This window comes from Pseudohoeflea suaedae (assembly GCF_004354915.1).
GTDB classification, from domain to species: Bacteria; Pseudomonadota; Alphaproteobacteria; order Rhizobiales; family Rhizobiaceae; genus Pseudohoeflea; species Pseudohoeflea suaedae.
Genome location: NZ_SMSI01000001.1, coordinates 482,583 through 500,211, shown reverse-complemented (window position 1 = coordinate 500,211; position 17,629 = coordinate 482,583). Strand labels below are relative to the sequence as shown.

Below are 17,629 nucleotides of genomic sequence, written 5' to 3'. Positions count from 1 at the left end.
GAGCCCGCCTTCGATGGCGGGACTAGGTCGGAAGAGCCTTCTCCGCGTACTGGGCGGCGAAGGCCTCTGTCGGAGGGATCGGTTTGATGACATCGATCAGGACGCCGTTCGGATCCGTCGTGATGAAGTGTCGCTGGCCGAAATCCTCGTCGCAAAGCGCCTTGAGAATCGGCAGACCGGCGGCGACGAGTTCATCGTAGACCCGGTCGACGTCGGTGACCTCGAAATTCAGAAGCAGGCCCGATATCTTCCCACGCGCCTCTGCCGGGATGGTCGAATGCGTGCCGTCGAGAACAGCGAGCGCTACATTCTCCTGTTCGCTCGACTGCAGATGCACGTACCAGTCGCTCGAAAACGCCGCCTCGAAGCGGAAATGCTTTCTGTAGAAGTCTGCCGTGCCCGCGACGTCGTCAGTCATGATGACGGGATAATAGCTGGTGGCTCTCATCTTTCCTGCTTTCCATGTTCATCATACATTCAGCCTGTATCTATATATTAACAAACATTCTGTATGTATGTAAAGAGGAAGCATGTCCATATCCAACAAGGCGCGTTCGGAAGCCATGCGGCGCACCCTCGTGGAAGCCGCGAGGAGCCTGTTCGTCGAAAAGGGCTATGCCGACACCGCAACGCCCGACATTGTGGCCAGGGCCGGTGTCACGCGTGGCGCGATGTACCATCATTTCGAGGACAAGAAGGCTCTGTTCAGGGCTGTCGTCGAACACGAGGCGGCAGCCGTTGCCGCAGCAATCGACGACACCCCCTTTTCCGGCGGCAATCCGCGCGAGGCGCTTCTGGAGGGAACGAGGCGGTATTTCGACGCCATGACGTCCGATGGCAGGACCCGGCTCATGCTACTCGACGGGCCGTCCGTTCTCGGCTGGGAGGCGATACGCGAGCTCGACGAACGGACCGCCGAATCACGTCTCCGTGCCGGGCTGGAAGAGCTTCTGGACGGCACGCCGAACCGGGGCAAGGCGGATGAACTTGCCATGCTCCTGTCGGCGGCGTTCGACCGTGCCGCCTTGGCCATCGCGGGAGGTGCCGACCGGCGCAGTTGGGAGCGCGCCATCCTTGCCTTGATCGACGGCCTCGCCGCTTGAATGACGTCAAATCACCTGCGCCGGCAGTTCGACCAGTGGCGCGGGAATGTCGGTGGTCTTTTCCTTCGACTTGCACAGATCGGCGATCACGCATTTCTCGCATTCGGGCTTGCGCGCCTTGCAGCAGTAGCGTCCGTGCAGGATGAGCCAGTGGTGGGCGTGGTAGAGCCAGTGGTCGGGGATGATGCGCATGAAGCGCTCCTCCACCTCGTCGGGCGTCTTGCCGGGCGCCAGCCTGAGCCGATTGCCGAGCCGCAGGATATGGGTATCGACGGCAAGGGTGGGGATGCCGAAAGCCATCGACATGACGACATTGGCCGTCTTGCGCCCCACGCCGGGCAGCGTCACCAGTTCCTCGCGCGTCCTCGGCACCTCGCCGCCGAAATCCTCGACGAGCTTCCGGCTGAGCGCGATGACGTTCTTCGCCTTGTTGCGATAGAGACCGATGGTGCGGATATGGTCGCGAACCTTTTCCTCGCCGAGCGCCAGCATCTTTTCAGGCGTGTCGGCGACCTTGAAGAGTTCCCTCGTCGCCTTGTTGACGCCCGCGTCGGTCGCCTGGGCGGAGAGTGCCACGGCCACCACCAGCGTGAACGGATTGACATGGGCGAGTTCGCCCTTCGGCTCCGGCCGCTGGATCGAGAAACGACGGAATATCTCCTCGATCTCCGCCTTGGTATAGGGGATGCGCGGCGCCGGCTTGCGGGGCGCTGCCTTGGCGCCTGATCTCGATGCCGGTTGGCGGGAGGGCTTGTCTTTTGCTGCGGGCTTATCCATCATTTCCCTATAGCCTTGCGCCCGCCGCAGTGGCAACGCGGTAACCGCCATCGAGATCACGCAACCCGTCCGCCCGGGAGACGATGATGAAAGAGGAACCTGTTTTCGAAGCCATGCTGAGCCCGCACCGTTCGCTGGGCAGGACCGGGCTTGTCATTCTCGTGGTCCTCACCGCGTCGGCCTCGATCTTCCATCTCGGCTTCTTCGCGATCGCCGGCGCCTGGCCGATCGTCGGCTTCTTCGGCCTCGACCTCGCACTGCTCTATGGCGCCTTCTGGCTGAGCTACCGGTCGGGCCGCGCGCGCGAATTCGTCACCGTCAGCCGTACCGATCTCGAAGTGCGCAAGGTGGCCCCATCGGGACGGCAGTCGGCGTTTCGCTGCAACCCGTTCTGGGCACGCTTCACCGTCGAAAGGCACGAGGAAATCGGCATCACCCACATGCGGGTATCGAGCCGCGGTGACGGCACGGAGGTGGGCTCGTTCCTCAATCCGGACGACAAGGAAAGTTTCGCCTCCGCCTTCCAGCGGGCGCTCGCGACGGCGCGCCGCTGAAACTGTTCGGCGAGACGTCCAAAATCGGGTGGCGACGGATCCATCCGCGTGGTTCAAGGCTGGCAAGGAGATTTCGCCATGAACATGCCAGCCATACTCGAACGCGACATCACGCCGACCGGCAACGATTACGACCTCGTGCGCCAGGTGATCGAGCGCATTTCCCTCGACTACCGGTCGCAGCCCTCGCTGGAGGATATTTCCGCCGATCTCGGCCTGTCCCCCGCACGGCTGCAGAAGACGTTTACCCGCTGGGCCGGCCTGACGCCCAAGGCCTTTCTTCAGGCCGTCACGCTCGATCACGCGCGCCGGCTTCTCGGCACCGAAGGCCTGCCGCTTCTCGATGCAAGCCTTGAACTCGGCCTTTCCGGACCGGGCCGGCTGCACGATCTGTTCGTCACCCACGAGGCGATGAGCCCCGGCGACTTCAAGTCGGGCGGCTCGGGCCTCGTCATCCGCTACGGCTTTCATTCCTCCCCTTTCGGAACGGCGCTCGTGATGACCACCGATCGCGGGCTCTGCGGTCTGGGTTTCGCCGATCCCGGCGGCGAGGCCGAGGCCCTCGAGGACATGGCGAAGCGCTGGCCCGGCGCGAAGCTGGAACACGACCAGGCGGGAACGGCCAGCCTCGCCACGCAGGTGTTCGCGCCTGGAAGCTGGTCGGCGGACCGGCCGCTCCGGATCGTTCTGATCGGCACCGATTTTCAGGTGAAGGTGTGGGAAGCGCTTCTCAGGATCCCGCTCGGATCCGCCAGGACCTATTCCGACGTGGCCACCGAAATCGGCAAGCCGTCCGCCTCACGCGCGGTGGGCGCCGCAGTCGGCAGGAACCCGATTTCCTTCGTCGTGCCCTGCCATCGGGCGCTGGGGAAATCCGGTGCGCTCACCGGCTATCACTGGGGACTCACCCGCAAGCGCGCGATGCTCGGCTGGGAAGCGGGCCAGCTCGGCGGCTGACCCGGCAAACGCGACGGCTCAGTGCGCCTTGGACATGTCGCCCAGAACTTCCTTGGACGCCACGGTGGAATCGGCCTTGAGCTTGTAGACCATCGGCACGCCGGTCGCGAGGTTGAGCTCGAGGATCTCGTCCCTGGTCATGCGGTCGAGGATCATGACGAGGGCGCGCAGGGAATTCCCATGGGCGGCAACGAGCACCTTCTGGCCGGAGAGCACACGCGGCAGGATTTCCATCATGTAATAGGGCCAGACGCGGGCGCCGGTGTCCTTCAGGCTTTCGCCGCCCGGAGGCGGGGTGTCGTAGGACCTGCGCCAGATATGGACCTGCTCCTCGCCCCATTTCTCGCGCGCATCGTCCTTGTTCAGGCCCGAGAGGTCGCCATAGTCACGTTCGTTGAGCGCCTGGTCCCTGATAGTTTCGAGATCCGTCTGGCCGGTCTGCTCGAGGATGAGCTTGAGCGTGTGCTGGGCGCGGGAGAGATCCGAGGTGAAGGCGATGTCGAAATCGGTCAGCCCGTACTCCTTCAGCGCCACGCCGCCGGCCCTGGCTTCCTCGATGCCTTTCTCGGTGAGCGCCGGGTCGCGCCAGCCGGTGAAGAGGTTCTTCAGGTTCCATTCGCTTTGGCCGTGGCGGACGAGGACGAGGGTTCCGGACATGGTGATTTCCTTCACTGGCTGAAATCGGGACTGACAGATCAGACGGAGGCCGTGAGGCCCAGAACGTCGTGCATGGAATAAAGGCCGGGCTTCTGATGGCGCGCCCAGAGCGCCGCCTTGACCGCGCCACGGGCGAAGATCGAACGATCGAGCGCCTCGTGCCGCAACTCTACCATCTCGCCTTCGGCTGCAAAGAGGACGGAGTGCTCACCGACCACCGAACCGCCGCGAAGCGTCGCAAAACCGATCGACCCCTCCTCGCGGGCGCCGGTAATGCCGTCGCGCACACGCACCGAGGCATCTTCGAGATCGACCCCGCGACCATCTGCAGCCGCCTGGCCGAGAAGAAGCGCGGTCCCCGACGGCGCGTCGACCTTGTGCTTGTGGTGCATTTCCAGCACCTCGATATCCCAGTCGGGGCCGAGCGCACGGGCCGCCTGCCTGACCAGCACCGAGAGAAGATTGACGCCGAGGCTCATATTGCCGGACTTGACGATGCGGGCGTGCCGGGCGGCGGCCTTGATGCGCGCGTCGCAATCGGAAGACATGCCGGTGGTGCCGAGCACGTGGACGATACGGGCCTGGGCGGCGAGATCGGCAAATTCGAGCGAGGCTTCGGGGGCCGTGAAATCGACGACGCCTTCCGCATGGGCAAAGGCTGCGAGCGCATCGTCGGTTACCAGAACGCCGGAGGACGGCAGGCCCGCCAGTTCAGCCGCATCCCGGCCGATGGCATCCGATCCGGTGCGTTCGACGGCGGCAGCGAGATGCACGCCTTCGATCCCGTCAATGGCGCGGATGAGCGAGCGGCCCATGCGGCCGGACGCGCCGACCACCACCAGTCCCATGCTCGATGTCGTCTGCGTCATCCTTCGGTTCCCTTTTTCTTCTTCACGCCCGGTTCGGCGCCGCGACCGCCGATCATCTTCATTTTCTGATCACCCGCAAGCTTCTGCAGGCGCGTGTAAATGCCGGCCTCGTTGCCCAGGAGCTGCTGGTGGGTGCCGCTTTCGACAATCTGCCCGTCCTGCATGACGATGATCTTGTCGGCCTTGTAGATGGTCGACAGACGGTGGGCGATGACGAGCACCGTACGGCCGGCCATTGCGGTTTCGAGCGCCTTCTGGACGGCAGCCTCGGATTCGTTGTCGAGCGCGGAGGTCGCCTCGTCGAGGAGCAGGATCGGTGCGTTGCGGATGAGCGCACGGGCAATGGACACACGCTGGCGCTGACCGCCGGAGAGGTTCGCTCCGTTTTCACCCAGCGGCGTATCGTAGCCCTTCGGCTGGGCAAGAATGAAGTCGTGGGCCTGGGCGCGGCGTGCCGCTTCCTCGACCTCCGCATCGGTCGCATCGGGCCGGCCGTAACGGATGTTGTCGCGGATGGTGCCGTCGAAGAGATAGGGCTGCTGCGAGACATAGGAGAGCTTGTCGCGAAGCGAGGCCTTTTTCACCGTCATGATGTCGGTGTCATCGATCAGGATACGCCCCTCCTGGACGTCGTAAAAGCGCGGCAGCAGATTGATCAGCGTCGATTTTCCGGCACCGGAGGGCCCGACGAAGGCCGTCATCCTTCCCGGCTCGGCCTGGAAGCTGACATGGTTGAGAACCCGCTCGCCGTCATCATAGGCGAAGCTGACATTCTCGAATTCGATGCGGCCCGCGGTCACGGACAGCTCGCCGGCATCCGGCGCGTCGGCCTGTTTGGGTTCGGTATCGAGGATCTCGTAGATCATGCGCGCGTTGACGACCGCGCGTTCGAGCGAAACCTGCAGGCGGGCGAGACGGCGGGCCGGATCGTAGGCAAGGAGGAGCGCGGTGATGAAGGCGATGAAGGAGCCGGGAAGCTCACCCGAATAGATCAGCCGGTAGGAGGCATAGGCGACGACACCGGAGATCGCGAAACCGGCAATCGTCTCGGTCAGCGGCGAGGTCCGTTCGCTCAGGCGCGCAATCCGGTTGGACTTTTCCTCGGCGATGCGGATCAGCTGGCCCGAGCGTCTGCTGATCTGCTCTTCCATGGTGAAGGCCTTGACGACGGTGATGCCCTGGATCGCTTCCTGCATCGCGCCGAGAACGCGGCTGTTGATCACGACAGCCTCGCGGGTCACGAAGCGGATGCGGCGCGAGATATAGCGCAGCGAAAGGATCAGCGGCGGCGCCATGACGACCGCGACGAGCGATAGAAGCGGATCCTTGGCGACCATCACGACCACCAGACCCACCAGCGTAATCAGGTCGCGGGCGAAGGATGTGATCGTCATGTTCATCACATCGCGAATACCGGAGACGTTCTGCGAGATCTGCGACGCGACATGGGTGGAGCGGTTGTTGGAGAACCACGACACGTTGAGGGCCATGAGGTGATCGATCATCCGCTGCTGATATCGCGCAACGATATTGTTGCCGATCTGGGCGAGCGTCACGGCCTGACCATAAGAGGCGAAGCCGCGGATGACGAAGGCCGCGAGAATGGATCCGCAGATCAGCCAGAGGGAGTTCGGGTCCTTGCTGGCGAAGGCTTCGTTGATGATGTCTTCCATGATCCAGGCGGTAAATGCCGTGGTCCCGGCGACGAGCAGGAGACAGAAGATGGCAAAGGCATAACCGCGGATATAGTCACGCCCCGTCTCCCGCATGATCCGCGAGATGATCGCGGTCATGGTTTCAAGTTCGACGCGTTTGGTCTTGGGTCTGGGAAAATCGATCACTGAACGATCCTGGTTCGGAGTCCAAATGGGCCGGACTTCGGCCATGGCGAGTTCCGGCGGGGGCTCTATAGCCCTTTCGCTGCCATTTGCCTATGCCTTCCAGCGGCGGCCTTCCGTCGCCAGGCCGAATAGCACCGGCGTACGGGCGTAGGCCGCCATACCGCTCAGGGCTGCCAGCGGGTGGGTCACGACGAAGCTCGGGATCTGGCGCATGATCTCGCCATGCGGTGCCTTGTCCTCGAAAGCCTGACGGAAACCCGGATGGCGCAACACGGGCAGCACGATCTGGGCGATGCCGCCCGAGAGATACACCCCGCCGCGCGCCATGAAGACGAGGGCGAGATCGCCGGCCAGCCTGCCGAGATAGGTGCAGAAGAGTTCGAGTGTCTCGACCGCCACGGGATCCATGCCGTCGAGCCCGGCCGCGGTCACTTCCGCCGGGCTTGCCGCCCTCGCATCACGTCCGTCTGCCTTGCAGATGGCGCGGTAGATATTCATGAGCCCACGACCGCAGATGAGCTGTTCGCCGGAAATGCGGCCGCCGATGCGCTCGTAATGGGGAAACAGCTCGAAGTCGCGATCGCTGCGCGGGCCCACATCCATGTGGCCGCCCTCGCCGGGAACCGGGTACCAGGTGTGGCGGGCATGGACGAGACCGGCGACACCGAGACCGGTGCCGGGGCCGAGCACGACGCGGGAAGCCGCCTGGCGGACTTCGCCGCCGCCGATCTTCTCGAGATATTTCGATTCCACCGAGGTGGTGGCCATGGCCTGGGCTTCGAAATCATTGATGAGGATGACGTCCCTGAAGCCCATCTCCGCGATCATCTGCCGTGGCTTGACGATCCAGGGTGCATTGGTCAGATCGACTTCATCCTCCTTGATCGGGCCGGCAATGGCCAGGATCGCGGTGCGGGGCTGGACGGATGTCTTGTCGAGCACGCCGCGCTGGATCGCCTCGTCGATCGTCTTGTAGGAAGCCGTCGGGATGACCGGGAATTCCTTCGGCGCGGCATAGGCATCCACCAGGATGGCGAAGCGCGCATTGGTACCGCCGATATCCCCGATCAGGACAGGAAAGGCGATAGAGGGATTGGTTTCGTTGCCGGTCTGCATGTCTTGTCCTGTCAATGCTGCTCCAATTGCCCGGGCAATCGCCCCGTCTTGCGCTGGAATGACAGCTGGCCTTTTTATTTAAACCGATTTGAGTATCGGATTAGAGCTAATTCATCACATCTGTAAAGGTGGCGATGGACGGAAGGGTCCCTGGTTAGACCGCCATCATGTCAGTCAGTTGACGGGCCTGGGTGTCGGAATCGGAACGCCACTTGCCGGAGGGGCGGAAAAGGCGCTCGCTCTCACGACCGCCATTCCGGGCTGGAACGTGGCCGCGGCCTCCGATGACGGCGCGGGCGCATCGATGATGCGCGCGCAGGCCGCGGGCATTTCCGACAGCCGCATCTCGCGCTTCTTTTTCGGCTTTTCCCCGGGCTTGGCAGGCTTGGCCGGCTTCCACGGCTCGTCGGTGAACCACCAGGCAAGGGACTGGTCGCAACCGGTGCCGGACGGGCTCGGCGCCTGCGAGCGGCAGTCCTTCGCTCCTTTCGGGCAATTGATGCGGATATGAAAATGGTAGTGATGGCCCCAATAGGGGCGGATCTTGCCGAATGACGAGCGATCGCCCTTCCAGGTATCGCAAAGCTTCTTCTTGATGCCGGGGTGAACGAAGATGCGTTCGACTTCCGGGTAGCTCGCCGCGCGCACGATCAGCCGCGCATGAGACTCGGTCCAGCGATCGGGATCCACATAAAGCGTGTCATCCTTCAGCATCGAGACGGCGGAGGTATCCTCACGCTCCCGGTCGCTGAGCTTGCGGCTCGGCATGGGGTTGAGCCAGATATCGGCATCCAGCCCCATCTGATGGGAAGCGTGGCCGGACAGCATCGGCCCGCCGCGCGGCTGCGAGATGTCGCCGACAAGAAGTCCGGGCCAGCCGTCATACTGGGCCGCTTCGCGCGACAGGCGCTCGACGAGGGCAATCATGTCCGGATGGCCCCAGCGTCTGTTGCGCGACAGGCGCATGGCCTGCCAGGTCGGACCATCGGTCGGAATGGCGACGGCGCCCGCGATGCAGCCCTTGGAATAGAAGCCATGCGGTTCGGATGCGATGGCTGCCGGAAGCCGGGCCTGGCCGAAAAGCTGCTTGGCGACGGCATCGCCATCAGCGGCATGCGCGGCCGGGTTTCCTGAAACCAGGACACAGGCGAACAGGGCTGCAGATGTCAGCCGGCGAAACGGATTTATGCGGCTCAAGTCGTCCTCCGGCACGGGCCCACCGTGCAAATCACTTGAGCGCAAAGGATACTCCCCGGGGCGCGGGTTGCAACCGCCCGCACCGGACATGCCGTACCGGGTCACGCCGCACTAGGGCAGATAGCGGAATATCTCGACCGGCTTGCCCATCGTGCCCTCGACCGGCTGCAGCCAGGCCGGAACGTTGCCCTTCACGATCTGTGCATAGAGACCATCCGGGGCCACTTTCGTCACCTGTCCATCCTGCGGGTCCGCAGCACAAAAGGCTATGAGGGTGACGCCGGCCCGATCCAGATAGTCTTTCGCCTCAGCCGGCGGCGACATGGCGATATGCAATGCGCCCAGCATGCCTGCCTGGTTGCGGTGATAGGGAGCGGACAGCGTGCGGTGGCCGGTGAACCGCAGGATCGGCGCCCCCAGATTGGAGGCATTGGCGACGGCGCCATCGGGCTCGTTGCGAAGCGGCGCGAGAGCCTCCTCGGTCACGCAGTCACCCGCGGCGGAACTCATGGCCGCGCGTTCTTCCCGCACCTCCTCGGCGCCATCGAAGGCCCTGGATACGAGAAGCCCCAGGATGGCCCAGACAAAGGGCACGCAGGCAAGCGCTGCCGCGGCGAAGGTCAGCCCCTTCTTCACGTTCGTCGCATCGGCGTTGGCGCGGGCGCGCAGCAGGGCGAGCATCGGTGCGAGAACGAATATCGAAAGCAGGTTGGAGAAGACCGCGCCACGAATCTGGACCAGGGCGATTCCGTAGGCGGCAATGATCAGGGCAAGCAGGATCAGGTGTTCGCGCACCATCCGCCCCTTGCGGATGGCGAGAATGCCGACGACGGCGGCGATCAGCGGCGTGACGTAGAACGCACCGGCGGTGAAGGGCTGGTATCTGATCTGTTTCCAGACGGGCTGCGCTTCCATCACCCAGTCGAGCCACATCGTCCGGAGCAGCGGATCGAGGTTGTCGAGCGGACTGGACAGGCATTGCGGCGCGATCCGGAAAGCCGCGAGCGCAGTCGCCAGACCCACGCCGGAAAGCCCCGCAGCCCTCAGCATCCTCGAGCGCCCGGACAGGGCAAAGGCAGCCAGCGACAACCCAGCAGCCCCGGCAATACCCAGCGCGTAATAGCCCAGGGACAGCGCGTCGCAGACAACGAGACCGTAACGGGCCGGCGGAATGGTGAGATAGAAGAAGGCCGTGAGCGCCACGGCCAGCGTTATCCCGAAAGCCAGCGTCGCGCTGCGTGCCTTCTCGCCGTACCAGAACCAGTTGACGGCGACGATGCCGCAGGCGACCGCGATGAGCGGCATGGTCTCCGCGCCGATGGCGATGGCGAGCGCGGCGCAGAAACCGGCAAGCCCATGCGATCTTGCGCGTTCCGGCGACTGGACGAGACAGGCCGCCAGAACGGCCATGATCGCAAGCTGGACATTGTGATGGTCGATGGAGCCGGGACGGAAGCGGTTTGACGACAGGACGAAAAGCACAGCGCCGACAAGACCGATGAAGCCGGCGACCTGCCATTCGCCCCGGGCGACGCGCCGCGATCCCGCGGCGACGGCATAAAGGAGCGGTACGGCGGTCAGGAGCGGCCAGACGAGAAGCGCTGCGGCTTCCGCACGGGCCTGCGACAGGAACAGCGAGAAGAACTGGATGAGAAATGCAATGGGCAGGTCGATAAGCCGCGACCAGTGCATCGGCGTGCCGCCTTCCATGCCCAGGCGGTACTGCATGTTGTCGAACCAGCCCTGACCCTGAAGGAAATCGCGGACGACGACCAGACGCATGATGTCGTCGCTGTCCTGGCCGACATAATCTCCCGGCCAGATGAACTGCTTGGCGACGAAGACGAGGACGAAAAGCAGAAAGGCTATCCAGACGGGCCGGTGCAGACCGGTCAAGACGTCGGATGCAACCTGCGGCCTTCCTCCGAAATCTCCCGAAGGGCCAAGGTTTTCCCGAAATGCCAACGCATGCTCCCGACCATATTCGAACAGGGCGCAACCTAGCCTTAACCTTCTCAAGAAATAGTAAAGCGGGCGGTGCGGGCCCCTGTCCGCCGCCGTGGAGAATCCTATGAGCGACGGTCTCGTGCAAGATCTGCAAATTGCGGTGCTGCTTCCCTGCTACAACGAGGGACAGACCATCGGCAGCGTGGTGAAAGGCTTTCGCGAAGCGATCCCCGAAGCGCAGATCTACGTCTATGACAACAACTCGTCCGACGACACGGCGCTGAAGGCCGCGATCGCCGGCGCCACAGTGGTCAGGGAGCCGCGCCAGGGCAAGGGCCACGTGGTGCGACGGATGTTTGCCGATATCGATGCCGACATCTACCTGATGGCCGATGGCGACGGGACATATGCGCCCGAGGACGGGGCCGAACTGATCCGGACGCTGAAGTCTGAACGATGCGACATGGTGGTGGGGACCCGGCGCGGCGTGACGTCGGATGCGGGCCGCCGCGGACATGCCTTCGGCAATTCGCTTTTCAACCGGCTTTACCGGCTTCTGTTCGGCCGAGGTTTCACGGATATCTTCTCCGGATACCGCGCCTTCAGCAGACGTTTCGTGAAGAGCTTTCCCGCCGTCTCAGGCGGCTTCGAGATCGAGACCGAAATGAGCGTCCACGCCTCGATGCTGAAAATTCCGGTCGCCGAACTCGAGCTCGACTACGGACGACGCCCCGAAGGTTCGGAATCCAAGCTTTCGACCTTCGGTGACGGCGGCCGCATTCTCTGGATGCTGGCGATGCTGATGAAGGAAACCCGCCCCTTCTCGTTCTTCAGCTATCTCAGCCTCGGCGTCCTGGCCGCATCGATGATCTTCATGACGCCGGTCCTTGTGGAATATTTCGAAACCGGCCTCGTGCGGCGGATGCCGACCTGGGTGCTCTCGATGGCGCTCCTGATGATGGCGCTGATGCTGTTTGCGGCCGGAATGATCCTCGATTCGGTGGCGCGCGGCCGTATGGAGCAGAAGCGTCTGCATTACATGACCTTCACACCGCTCGGCGGGCCGCGCGCGCTTTCGTCCGCCGGGGAGCACGCCGGCGAGGCGGGTCAATTCGCGGAAACTGAACCCGCAGAGCTTGCAAAACACACGGTGTCGCGGTTAAAGCGCAACAAATCCAAGGCATGACGTAAGGCCAGATGCGCAAGATCATCAAATTCCTGATTGCCGGCGGGACCGGCTTCATCGTCGATATGGCCGTGCTTTTCCTGGTGCTCCACTACACGCCGTTCGGCCCGTATGTCGGTCGCGCGCTTGCCATCGCGGCGGCAATGACCTGCACCTGGATGATCAACCGGCGCTTCACGTTCGATGCTTCCGGGCGGACGCTGAGAGCGGAAGGTGCCCGCTATGGCAGCGTCGGCCTGGCCTCCGCTCTCATCAATTACGGCGTATTCTCGGCGATCATCGCGCTGGCGCCGGGCATCTCGCCCTTTCTGGCGCTTATCGTCTCATCGGCGTCGGCGACGGTGTTTTCCTATCTCGGCTATTCGCACTTCGTCTTCGGCAAGCCGAAGGCCGAGACCGAGCTCAACTGAGCCCGGCCCGGCGGCATTCGTCGACAGGGCTCAGACCTGTTCCCAGCTGTCCTTGTCCGACGCACGGTAGATGGCGTCGATAAACTTCTGGTTCTTGACCGATTCCTCGAGCGTGAAGATCGGGTTGCCCTCGCCCTGAACGTGGCGGACGAAGTTCTCGGCCTCGGTGCGATACTGGCGCACACCGGCGAAGCGGAAGATTTCCTCCTTGTCGTGACCGGCGGAATGTAGCCTGACCTCCGGCATGCCCCATTCGATCGCATTGAAGGGCGCCGTTACCTCGATGAAACCCTTGTCGCCGTGGAAGACCATCAGCTGACGCGCGGCGAGCTGGGTCGAGACGTAGAAGCTCATGGTGAAATCGCCGAAATCGGCGGTGACGTCGGCAAAGATGTCCGTACCGAAATTCGGGTCCCGATGAACGATCGAGCGCACCTTCTGCGGCTCCTTGCCGGTGGCGAAGCGCGTCGACACGGTAGGATAGACACCGATATCCGGAAGCCCGCCGCCGCCGAGTTCCGGCCGGTTGCGCATGTTGTCGGGATCGACGTTGAAATAGGAAAATGCGCCCTGAACGTGCACGAGCCTTCCGATGGCGCCGTTCTCGATGAGTTCGCGCACCTTCAGCCATTGCGGATGGTAGGTGACCATGAAGGCTTCCGAGACGACGACGCCGGCCTTGTCGCGCGCTGCGATGACCGGTTCGATTTCCTCCGCCCTGAGGGCGATCGGCTTTTCGCAGAGCACGTGCTTGCCAGCTTCCGCGGCCTTGATCGACCATTCGATATGCTGCGATGTCGGCAGCGGAATGTAGACGCCGTCGATTTCGGGATCGCCGAGCAACTCCTCGTAGGAACCATAGGCCCTTTCGATCTGGAATCGCTTGGCGAACGCGTCGGCACGCGAGATATCGCGGCTGGCGACGGCGGCGACAATGCCGTTCTCACTGTCCTGGATCTGCGGCACCACGAATTCGCGACCGATCTTGGCGGTCGACAGAATACCCCAACGAAACATGATTTCTCTCCCGATATCAGCCGTCATGCGGCCCGTTCCTGATCGGCGCGCAGGAAATCCGCTTCGCGCTGAAATTGCAAGGCGGCGCAGGCGGGCGATTTCCCGACTTCCCCGCAAGGACGGCCCGAACTAGGGTGGTGCCCCATGGAGACAATTTCCCATCCGGGTGCCGATCCCGCCCGACCGAACACACTGCCAAGGGACGTTTCGGCGACATTCTGTCCGCAGAACCGGCGGCGGCATGTCCTTTTCGCCGCAATCCTGGCGTCCGCGCTCGGCTTCATCGACGGCTCGGTGGTTTCCGTCGCCATGCCGGCGATCCGCGCCGATCTCGGCGCTTCGCTTGCCGACGCGCAGTGGATCTCGAACGCCTATGCGCTGACCCTTTCCGCGCTCATCCTGGTGGGCGGTGGAGCCGGCGACCGTTTCGGCCTGCGCAGGACCTTCATCGCAGGCATAGTCCTCTTCGTTCTCGCGTCGATGATCTGCGCCGCCGTGCCGACGGCAGGCACGCTCATTCTTGCGCGCGGCGTGCAGGGCGTGGGGGCGGCCCTGATGATCCCGGGCAGTCTTGCGATCATCGCCAAGGCCTATCCGAAGGGGGAACGCGGGCGCGCGATCGGCATCTGGGCGGCGGCCTCGGCGCTTACGACAGCGATCGGACCGGTGATCGGCGGCGGCATGCTGTCCGTCCTCGGTGACGGCGCATGGCGACTGATCTTCGCCATCAATCTGCCGCTCGGCGCAATCGCGGTCGCCCTTCTGCTCCGGGTGCCCGACGATCCGCCCGGCGAACGCAGGAGGCTCGATTTCGGCGGCGCGGCACTTGCAATACTGGCGTTCGGCGCGCTCGCCTGGGGGCTGACCGACATGGTCGCGGAAAGCGGCTCGCCCGCGCCGTACCGGTCGATCACGGCCAGCCTCATCGGTCTTGGCGCGCTCACGATCTTCGTCGTCTACGAATTGCGGGTGAAGGCGCCGATGGTGAACCTGTCGCTGTTTTCGATCCTGCCATTCGCGGGAGCCAATGCGGCCACCTTCGTTCTCTATTTTGCCTTGAGCGCCAACCTGTTCTACCTGCCCATGCTGCTGATTGCCGGCTGGGGTATCGAACCCGCAACGGCCGGGTTCGTCTTTCTGCCGCTCTCCGCCTCTATCGCGCTCCTCTCGGGCCCGGTCGGGCGGCTGTCGGACCGATACGGTCCGCGATTGCCTATCACGGCGGGCAGCGCCATGGTCGGGTGCGCCTTCGCCGGTCTAGCGGTGGCGGTCGGGATGGGCCTTCATCTTTTCTGGGAAGCGGTGTTCCCCCTGATGATCGTGATGGGGCTCGGCATGTCGCTCGTCGTCTCGCCGCTATCGACCGCGGTCATGACCTCGGTCGAGGACGACGATACGGGCGCGGCCTCCGGCATCAACAATGCGATCGCGCGCATTGCGGGACTGGTGGCGGTTGCGGCGATGGGCAGTCTGGCCGCCCTCGTCTACGCCAGCCACCTGGGCGAGGCGCCGGACCATATACCGGGTTTCGGGGAGCCGGCCAGCGGCCTGCCCGCGGCAAGCGAGGCGATGCGGCTGGCCGCTGGCGATGCGGCCTTCGCGGCGATTGCCTGGACCATTGCCGCCTGCTGCCTGCTCGCAGCCTTGCTCGCCTGGACGACGCAGACCGCCGTGCGGCCGGAGAAGGGCTGAGAGCCTATTTGCCGTTGGCCCGATTGCGGATCTCGCCAAAGGTCCAGTCGACCAGCAGCTCGCCATTCTCCCAGACAGGCTTGAGCATGTTCTCGCGATCACCGAGATCCTTGAGCGGCACGGAGATGGGCGCGCCGTTTTCCATCACCACCGCCTGGCGATAGCGCTTGGAGGCCTTGCCCGGGTCGGTCTTCGGGTTCTTGTTGATGCCGTGCCATTCGCCGTCCTTGTCCTGCCGGGCATTGGCCTTCATGGCAAAACGCAGCGTGTCGCGATTGACCTTCTGGAGAAGGCCGGCGCCCATGCCGAAGGCCATGTTTTCGGCCGACCAGCCGAGGTCCTCCATACGGCCGAGAATGACCCTGATCGTCTCCGGCGTGATGCCGTCGCCCTGGATGACGCGGACGGCGGGGTTGAGAACCTTGAAACCCTTCTGGTTGGTGGTGAAGCCGAATATTTCGCCGAGCATGACAAGTGTGTCGACCGGTACGCGGCTCGCATCGCCCGAATCCGGGCGGACGACCAATGTGCCGCCGGTGGCCTCGACCTCTGCCTTGAGTTCCTCGCCCCAGATGTTCTTGACCGCGCGATAGAGGTCGTAGGAATCCGAGACGACGGCGACCAGCTTGCCGGGTCCGCCGAACTGGGTGAGCATGTTGCGATAGGCTTCCGTCTCGCGATCCTCGCCCCAGCTCGTCATGGTCGAGTGCTCGGCCGCGGGGATGGAGAAGCCGGCCATCGGCTCGTGGTAGTAGCGCCGCGCGGCAACGACGCCGGCCACGGTGTCGGTTCCGAGGAAGCTCACCAGATGCGCAACCCCGCCGAGACCCGCCTGTTCGAGCGAGGTGGTGCCGCGCGCGCCGAAATCATGGAGGCGGAACGGCAGCACCTCGTCCGGCGTGTCGCAGGTGCGCTCGAGAGAGGCCGAGATGATCTTGCGGACACTGTGCGAAAGCGTCGCGACGGTGGACGGATACCAGATCGCGCGCAGCAGCGCGGTTTCCAGAAAAGTCGGCAGCCAGAAGAAATCGGGATCGGTATTGCGCACCTGGATAAGCGGCGTGCCGACCGGCACGACCTGCCCTTCGGGCAGTGCCTCGATCAGCAGCGGCAGCTTGCCGCCATGGCGCTCGACCAGCGTCTCCCAGCCTTTCCGGTTGAAGGGCAGGCCGTGGGCGGTGATCAGCTCGTTGGCCTCCTCGACATCCTGCATCGTCACCCGGCCGGAAAGATACTCCTTGAGGAACATCTGCAGGCCGAAGAACAGCACATTCTCGTAGGGCCCTCCCCGCCGCGCCTCGGCATAGGCCGAGATCGTCGCCGTCTCCGGCGGGTACTGCAGGAAGTGGGAGTATTTGTAGCTGTCCGAATTCAGGATGAGGTTCATGAAAGGCCTTCCAGGGAAATGTCTGCGAGGTTTTACAACCATCCTGCATGTTTCGGCTAGCCTCGCGGGCCGATCGCGCGACTGGAGAGACACGATATCGGTCGCCCCGTCAAAAAGTGAAGAGGCGCTTGTCATGCCGTTCAGCTTCGTCTAATCCAGAAACGTTACGTAATAACGTTACGATTCGTGCCAGCGCGGATCATCTGCATGTCCAGGAGGCTACTGAATGACGATTTCCCTTCCCAAGACCATTTTCCGCGCCTGTGCTCTCGGCCTGGCCCTCACTGCCGCATCCGCCGCCGCGGGAGCCGCCGACAAGACCGGTCATTCCCACGCGCATTCCCATGGCGACGACAACAAGGATATTCATGCCGGCTACTTCGATGACAGCCAGATTGCCGCACGCGATCTCTCCGACTGGGAAGGCGACTGGCAGTCGGTCTATCCCTATCTTCGCGACGGGACGCTGGACCCGGTCTTCGCGCACAAGGCAGCACATGGCGACAAGAGCGCCGAGGATTACAAGGCCTATTACGAAGCCGGCTACAAAACCGATGTCGAAGGCATCGAAATCGATGGAAACGAAGTCACTTTCGAGCGCGCCGAGGGCTCGGTCAGCGGGCGCTATGAAAGCGACGGTCACGAGATCCTGACCTACAAGAAGGGCAACCGGGGCGTTCGTTTCATCTTCAGGAAGGTCGAGGGGGATGAGAGCGCGCCGGACTACATCCAGTTCAGCGACCACAGGATCGCACCCGAAAAGGCGGATCACTATCACGTCTATATGGGCAACGACCGCGCTGCCCTTCTCGAAGAAGTGACGAACTGGCCGACCTATTATCCGGCGTCGCTGGACGCCGCGGGCATCGTGAACGAGATGCTGGCCCACTGACGCAAAACGAGAAAGTGCGGGGCAAAC

The 17,629-nt window shown here is 63.6% G+C and carries 17 protein-coding genes; 7 read left to right on the top strand and 10 right to left on the bottom strand.

From position 1 onward, the window contains the following. Positions 1–22: 22 nt before the first annotated feature. On the bottom strand, positions 23–448 hold the full coding sequence (locus E2A64_RS02360) for a VOC family protein (RefSeq protein ID WP_133282832.1): 426 nt from the start codon (positions 446–448) through the stop codon (positions 23–25). Positions 449–530: 82 nt separating this feature from the next. Between E2A64_RS02360 and E2A64_RS02355 the strand changes: the two genes are divergently transcribed. Continuing rightward, positions 531–1,103 (top strand): TetR/AcrR family transcriptional regulator, encoded by a 573-nt coding sequence (locus tag E2A64_RS02355; RefSeq protein ID WP_133282831.1) that lies wholly within the window; start codon positions 531–533, stop codon positions 1,101–1,103. A gap of 6 nt (positions 1,104–1,109) precedes the next feature. On the opposite strand, the gene nth is transcribed toward E2A64_RS02355, so the two are convergent. Further along, entirely contained in the window at positions 1,110–1,880 is a 771-nt protein-coding gene (gene nth / locus E2A64_RS02350; protein ID WP_133284216.1) for an endonuclease III, read from the bottom strand. Between the two features lie 86 nt (positions 1,881–1,966). On the opposite strand from nth, the gene E2A64_RS02345 reads away from it, so the two are divergent. Next, on the top strand, positions 1,967–2,434 hold the full coding sequence (locus E2A64_RS02345) for a DUF2244 domain-containing protein (RefSeq protein WP_133282830.1): 468 nt from the start codon (positions 1,967–1,969) through the stop codon (positions 2,432–2,434). A 78-nt stretch (positions 2,435–2,512) separates the two neighbouring features. After that, entirely contained in the window at positions 2,513–3,391 is an 879-nt protein-coding gene (locus tag E2A64_RS02340) for a methylated-DNA--[protein]-cysteine S-methyltransferase (protein WP_133282829.1), read from the top strand. 18 nt (positions 3,392–3,409) lie between these two features. On the opposite strand, the gene E2A64_RS02335 is transcribed toward E2A64_RS02340, so the two are convergent. The 6 genes from E2A64_RS02335 to E2A64_RS02310 form a co-directional block, all read right to left on the bottom strand. Beyond that, positions 3,410–4,048 carry a 2,3-bisphosphoglycerate-dependent phosphoglycerate mutase gene (locus tag E2A64_RS02335; RefSeq protein WP_133282828.1) on the bottom strand — a complete coding sequence of 213 codons (639 nt, stop codon included), beginning with the start codon at positions 4,046–4,048 and terminating at the stop codon, positions 3,410–3,412. 38 nt (positions 4,049–4,086) lie between these two features. Continuing rightward, positions 4,087–4,917 carry a 4-hydroxy-tetrahydrodipicolinate reductase gene (gene dapB / locus E2A64_RS02330; protein WP_244598118.1) on the bottom strand — a complete coding sequence of 277 codons (831 nt, stop codon included), beginning with the start codon at positions 4,915–4,917 and terminating at the stop codon, positions 4,087–4,089. Continuing rightward, entirely contained in the window at positions 4,914–6,755 is a 1,842-nt protein-coding gene (locus tag E2A64_RS02325) for an ABC transporter ATP-binding protein (RefSeq protein ID WP_428977461.1), read from the bottom strand. The genes dapB and E2A64_RS02325 overlap by 4 nt, the downstream gene beginning before the upstream one ends. Positions 6,756–6,848: 93 nt before the next feature. Beyond that, positions 6,849–7,874, bottom strand: a complete 1,026-nt coding sequence (locus E2A64_RS02320; RefSeq protein ID WP_133282826.1) for a glucokinase — start codon at positions 7,872–7,874, stop codon at positions 6,849–6,851. Positions 7,875–8,048: 174 nt separating this feature from the next. After that, on the bottom strand, positions 8,049–9,071 hold the full coding sequence (gene mepA, locus E2A64_RS02315; RefSeq protein WP_428977440.1) for a penicillin-insensitive murein endopeptidase: 1,023 nt from the start codon (positions 9,069–9,071) through the stop codon (positions 8,049–8,051). 111 nt (positions 9,072–9,182) lie between these two features. Next, positions 9,183–10,967, bottom strand: a complete 1,785-nt coding sequence (locus tag E2A64_RS02310) for a hypothetical protein (RefSeq protein ID WP_133282824.1) — start codon at positions 10,965–10,967, stop codon at positions 9,183–9,185. A 175-nt stretch (positions 10,968–11,142) separates the two neighbouring features. On the opposite strand from E2A64_RS02310, the gene E2A64_RS02305 reads away from it, so the two are divergent. Beyond that, complete coding sequence (locus tag E2A64_RS02305) at positions 11,143–12,204, top strand: glycosyltransferase (RefSeq protein WP_133282823.1); 1,062 nt, start codon at positions 11,143–11,145, stop codon at positions 12,202–12,204. An 11-nt stretch (positions 12,205–12,215) separates the two neighbouring features. Continuing rightward, the gene (locus E2A64_RS02300; protein ID WP_133282822.1) at positions 12,216–12,614 is read left to right on the top strand and encodes a GtrA family protein; all 399 of its coding nucleotides are present in this window, start codon (positions 12,216–12,218) and stop codon (positions 12,612–12,614) included. A gap of 30 nt (positions 12,615–12,644) precedes the next feature. Here E2A64_RS02300 and E2A64_RS02295 read toward each other — a convergent pair whose 3' ends face one another. Continuing rightward, positions 12,645–13,631, bottom strand: coding sequence for a Gfo/Idh/MocA family protein (locus E2A64_RS02295; protein ID WP_133282821.1), 987 nt, complete (start codon positions 13,629–13,631; stop codon positions 12,645–12,647). A gap of 144 nt (positions 13,632–13,775) precedes the next feature. Here E2A64_RS02295 and E2A64_RS02290 point away from each other — a divergent pair, with 144 nt between their 5' ends. Further along, complete coding sequence (locus tag E2A64_RS02290; RefSeq protein ID WP_133282820.1) at positions 13,776–15,323, top strand: MFS transporter; 1,548 nt, start codon at positions 13,776–13,778, stop codon at positions 15,321–15,323. Between the two features lie 4 nt (positions 15,324–15,327). Here the strand turns inward: E2A64_RS02290 and E2A64_RS02285 are convergent, their stop codons facing one another. Beyond that, the gene (locus E2A64_RS02285) at positions 15,328–16,710 is read right to left on the bottom strand and encodes a nicotinate phosphoribosyltransferase (protein WP_133282819.1); all 1,383 of its coding nucleotides are present in this window, start codon (positions 16,708–16,710) and stop codon (positions 15,328–15,330) included. Positions 16,711–16,936: 226 nt separating this feature from the next. On the opposite strand from E2A64_RS02285, the gene E2A64_RS02280 reads away from it, so the two are divergent. Further along, complete coding sequence (locus tag E2A64_RS02280) at positions 16,937–17,602, top strand: ZinT family metal-binding protein (protein ID WP_133282818.1); 666 nt, start codon at positions 16,937–16,939, stop codon at positions 17,600–17,602. Positions 17,603–17,629: the final 27 nt, after the last annotated feature.

Excerpts from the sequence above, each read along its gene's own strand:
- E2A64_RS02290 (WP_133282820.1), top strand. The coding sequence starts at position 13,776 with ATGGAGACAATTTCCCATCCGGGTGCCGATCCCGCCCGACCGAACACA.
- dapB (WP_244598118.1), bottom strand. The coding sequence starts at position 4,917 with ATGACGCAGACGACATCGAGCATGGGACTGGTGGTGGTCGGCGCGTCC.
- E2A64_RS02355 (WP_133282831.1), top strand. The coding sequence starts at position 531 with ATGTCCATATCCAACAAGGCGCGTTCGGAAGCCATGCGGCGCACCCTC.
- E2A64_RS02345 (WP_133282830.1), top strand. The coding sequence starts at position 1,967 with ATGAAAGAGGAACCTGTTTTCGAAGCCATGCTGAGCCCGCACCGTTCG.
- E2A64_RS02300 (WP_133282822.1), top strand. The coding sequence starts at position 12,216 with ATGCGCAAGATCATCAAATTCCTGATTGCCGGCGGGACCGGCTTCATC.
- nth (WP_133284216.1), bottom strand. The coding sequence starts at position 1,880 with ATGGATAAGCCCGCAGCAAAAGACAAGCCCTCCCGCCAACCGGCATCG.
- E2A64_RS02340 (WP_133282829.1), top strand. The coding sequence starts at position 2,513 with ATGAACATGCCAGCCATACTCGAACGCGACATCACGCCGACCGGCAAC.
- E2A64_RS02335 (WP_133282828.1), bottom strand. The coding sequence starts at position 4,048 with ATGTCCGGAACCCTCGTCCTCGTCCGCCACGGCCAAAGCGAATGGAAC.
- E2A64_RS02285 (WP_133282819.1), bottom strand. The coding sequence starts at position 16,710 with ATGAACCTCATCCTGAATTCGGACAGCTACAAATACTCCCACTTCCTG.
- E2A64_RS02295 (WP_133282821.1), bottom strand. The coding sequence starts at position 13,631 with ATGTTTCGTTGGGGTATTCTGTCGACCGCCAAGATCGGTCGCGAATTC.
- E2A64_RS02360 (WP_133282832.1), bottom strand. The coding sequence starts at position 448 with ATGAGAGCCACCAGCTATTATCCCGTCATCATGACTGACGACGTCGCG.
- E2A64_RS02320 (WP_133282826.1), bottom strand. The coding sequence starts at position 7,874 with ATGCAGACCGGCAACGAAACCAATCCCTCTATCGCCTTTCCTGTCCTG.
- E2A64_RS02305 (WP_133282823.1), top strand. The coding sequence starts at position 11,143 with ATGAGCGACGGTCTCGTGCAAGATCTGCAAATTGCGGTGCTGCTTCCC.
- E2A64_RS02280 (WP_133282818.1), top strand. The coding sequence starts at position 16,937 with ATGACGATTTCCCTTCCCAAGACCATTTTCCGCGCCTGTGCTCTCGGC.